Source organism: Kytococcus sp. HMSC28H12 (assembly GCF_001816045.1).
Classification (GTDB): domain Bacteria; phylum Actinomycetota; class Actinomycetes; order Actinomycetales; family Dermatophilaceae; genus Kytococcus; species Kytococcus schroeteri.
Genome location: NZ_KV824251.1, coordinates 1 through 2,789 on the forward strand (window position 1 = coordinate 1; position 2,789 = coordinate 2,789).

A 2,789-nucleotide genomic window follows, 5' to 3' on the forward strand; every position below is an offset into this window, starting at 1 on the left:
AGCTCGGCGGCACGGCGGGTGCGCTCGGCGCGGCCCACCCCGGCCAGTTCCAGCGGCAGCGCCACGTTCTGGGCGGCGGTGCGCGAGTCCAGCAGGTTGAAGTGCTGGAAGATCATGCCGATGTCGCGGCGTGCGGCGCGCACCTGTCCGCTGCTGAGGGCGGTGAGCTCCCGGCCGTCCACGGTGACGCGCCCGGAGGTGGGGCGCTCGAGCAGGTTGATGCATCGCACGAGGGTGGACTTGCCGGAGCCCGACGGCCCGACGATGCCGTGGACCTGGCCACGGCCGATGTGCAGGGAGACGTCCTCCAGGGCACGGACGGGCTCGCCCGCACCTTGCGGGAAATAGGTCTTGGACACATTGTCCAGGGTGATCATGAATGGTCCTTCCGGGCAGGACGAAATGGGCCCACGAATCACCGGGGAATGCAGTGGCAGACCCCTGGGTCCGTGGCGCGACGGCGTACAGGTGGTGGATGCGTGGGTTCTGAGGGCCCGACCGGTCCGGCTCGCTCACCTCACTCCGCGCGAAGCAGGTACGGGAGCGCCGGCCGCAGGGTCAGGACCTCGACGTCATACAGGTGCAGCTCATGGTTCCTCCATCGCATCTGGCGTTAGCACCCTCGCCCGCGACGGGGGGTTGCTGCGGTTTCAAAGAGCCAGATCTCTCCACCGCTCTGGATACAGTGCGCACAACCTACGACCCCGGTCTGAGATTTTCCAAATCGCCGGGCCGAACGTGGTGCGCCTCACGCCGGACGCCCCGTCCCTCGGTAGCGTGGGGCCCGGCACGGGGCGTCCGCCCCGCACACACCCGCCCGGCACGACCGGGCGCCGACACACGAGAGGGGTGACGCCGATGAAGACCTTCGGCAAGATCCTGTTCTTCCTGGGTGTCCTGTCCCTGGTCCTCGGCATCATCGGTGCCGTGCTAGCAGGCACGACCTTCAAGGAGGTCTCCGACTTCGTGGACCAGCAGCAGTCCATCGAGGGCTCCACCACCGTGAGCATGGACGAGGACGAGACCCGCATGCTCCTGGGCCCCGGCGCGGACAGCTCCGCGTGCACGGTCCAGGGCGCCACCCTGGGCGACCTTGCCCCGGGCACGAGGGCCGAGGTGAACAACGAGAACATCTTGGGCACCATCACCGCCGACACGGCCGGCGACGTCACCGTCACCTGCTCCGAGCCCGGCTACGCCCTGAGCGGCCCGGCCGACATGGGTGCATTCATGAAGCTCGGGCTGGGGTTGGCCGCCGCGATCTTCCTCATCCCGCTGGGCCTCCTGCTCATGCTGGTCGGCGGCCTGCTGTGGTTCTTCGGTCGCCGCAAGAACAAGCAGCAGCAGTACTCCAGCTACACCAACGGTGAGTACTCCGACCAGTACGCCCGGTCCACGCCGTACTCCCAGCGCAACGGCCAGGTTCCGCCCGCCCCAGCCTACGGCCAGGTGGGCACCAACGGCGCCCCGGGCTACCAGCCGGACGCCTACGGCCAGAACACCACCGGCCAGTCCGCTCCCCCGGCACCCGGATACGGCCTGAACCCGAGCTCCCAGCCCGAGTACGGCCAGTCCGCTCCCCCGGCGCCGGAGTACGGCCACCAGGCGCCCTCCACCGACGCCCCGGCGTCCGGTGGCGCCACGCCGGCCGGCCAGCAGGACTGGAACGGTTCCACCGGTTCCACGGGCCAGGACGACCAGTCCTGGAACCGCGGCGGCAGCACGCCGCCCCCGCCCCCCGGCGTCTGACCCGCGCCACGCCGCGAAGGCCCCCGGACCCCCTCGGTCCGGGGGCCTTCCTCGCGCCCGGGACATCCCTCCCGCACAGGCCGGCCCGCGCCGCCCCGGGCCCGGCTCGCACTCCCAACCCCACCCATTACGCTCTCGACATGACCGCCAAGACGCCTGTGCGTGAACGCCTGCTCGACGCGGCGACGCGCAAGCTGTTCGTCGACGGGGGCGCCACCACCCCCGTGACGGTGCTGCTCAAGGACGCCCACGCCTCGGCGGCCAGCCTCTACGTGCACTTCGGCAACAAGGACGGCCTGCTGGCCGCCGCCCTCGACCGCCGCCTGGAGATGTGGCCCCAGGCGTGGGACGAGCACTGGGACGCCACCTCGGACCCGGCGGCGCGGCTGCTCTCGCCGTTCACCGCCGCACAGGAGCTCCGGGACCGGCTGCCGGAGGAACGGTGGTGCGCCTTCCGCGCCACCACCGTGTGCTTCCCCGAGGCGGCCCCGGAGGTCGCTGCCGTGCTCACCCGGGAGCGCGAGTTGCTGCGCTCGCGCCTCCAGCAGGCCGCGGGTTCCCTCCTGCCGGCCGACCCGGGGGCGGCCGCCTCCCTCGCCCGCTCGATCGAGGTGATCTACGAGGGGTCGCTGGCCCTGATGCTCGACGGCACCGCCGACGACGCCCTCCGGGCAGGGCTGGAGGCCGCCCGCTCCCTGGTGCGGGCAGCCTCCGCGACCTGACCTGCGTCAGAGGACCGCGACCTGGACCTCCGTCCGGGCCGCCGCCCAGCGCTCGTAGTGGTCGAGCACGTCGTGGCACAGCGCGTCGGGCTCCGAGGTGAGGACGTCGTAGACCTCCCCGGTGGGCAGGGCCACCTCGAGCCGGGTGGTGGTGTCGTCGGCCTCGATGACGCCCGCGCCGTAGCTCGGCCGCGGCACCACCCGCACCTGCACCGGGTAGCGGAAGGGGTCCGCCGGCGCCGAGGGGCCCCGGCGTCGGCCGGGGGCACGATGAGCACCGCCCGCCGCTTCACCCGGCCGCGCTCCAGCGGCTCGCTG

3 protein-coding genes, 1 pseudogene and 1 riboswitch are annotated in these 2,789 nt (G+C 72.2%); of the genes and pseudogenes, 2 read left to right on the plus strand and 2 right to left on the minus strand.

Translation table 11 applies throughout. From position 1 onward, the window contains the following. Nucleotides 1–377, minus strand: a 377-nt coding sequence (locus HMPREF3099_RS00080) for an ATP-binding cassette domain-containing protein (RefSeq protein ID WP_237769676.1), incomplete at its 3' end; no start/stop codon positions are given. Nucleotides 378–595: 218 nt separating this feature from the next. Beyond that, nucleotides 596–687: riboswitch (SAM riboswitch) on the minus strand. Nucleotides 688–849: 162 nt separating this feature from the next. Here HMPREF3099_RS00080 and HMPREF3099_RS00085 point away from each other — a divergent pair. Both HMPREF3099_RS00085 and HMPREF3099_RS00090 read left to right on the plus strand, forming a co-directional pair. Further along, the gene (locus HMPREF3099_RS00085; protein WP_141761898.1) at nucleotides 850–1,749 is read left to right on the plus strand and encodes a hypothetical protein; all 900 of its coding nucleotides are present in this window, start codon (nucleotides 850–852) and stop codon (nucleotides 1,747–1,749) included. A 140-nt stretch (nucleotides 1,750–1,889) separates the two neighbouring features. Continuing rightward, nucleotides 1,890–2,471, plus strand: a complete 582-nt coding sequence (locus HMPREF3099_RS00090; protein ID WP_070703188.1) for a TetR/AcrR family transcriptional regulator — start codon at nucleotides 1,890–1,892, stop codon at nucleotides 2,469–2,471. A 6-nt stretch (nucleotides 2,472–2,477) separates the two neighbouring features. Here the strand turns inward: HMPREF3099_RS00090 and HMPREF3099_RS13295 are convergent. After that, nucleotides 2,478–2,789 (minus strand): annotated as a pseudogene (locus HMPREF3099_RS13295) (hypothetical protein); the annotation flags it as partial.

Excerpts from the sequence above, each read along its gene's own strand:
- HMPREF3099_RS00090 (WP_070703188.1), top strand. The coding sequence starts at position 1,890 with ATGACCGCCAAGACGCCTGTGCGTGAACGCCTGCTCGACGCGGCGACG.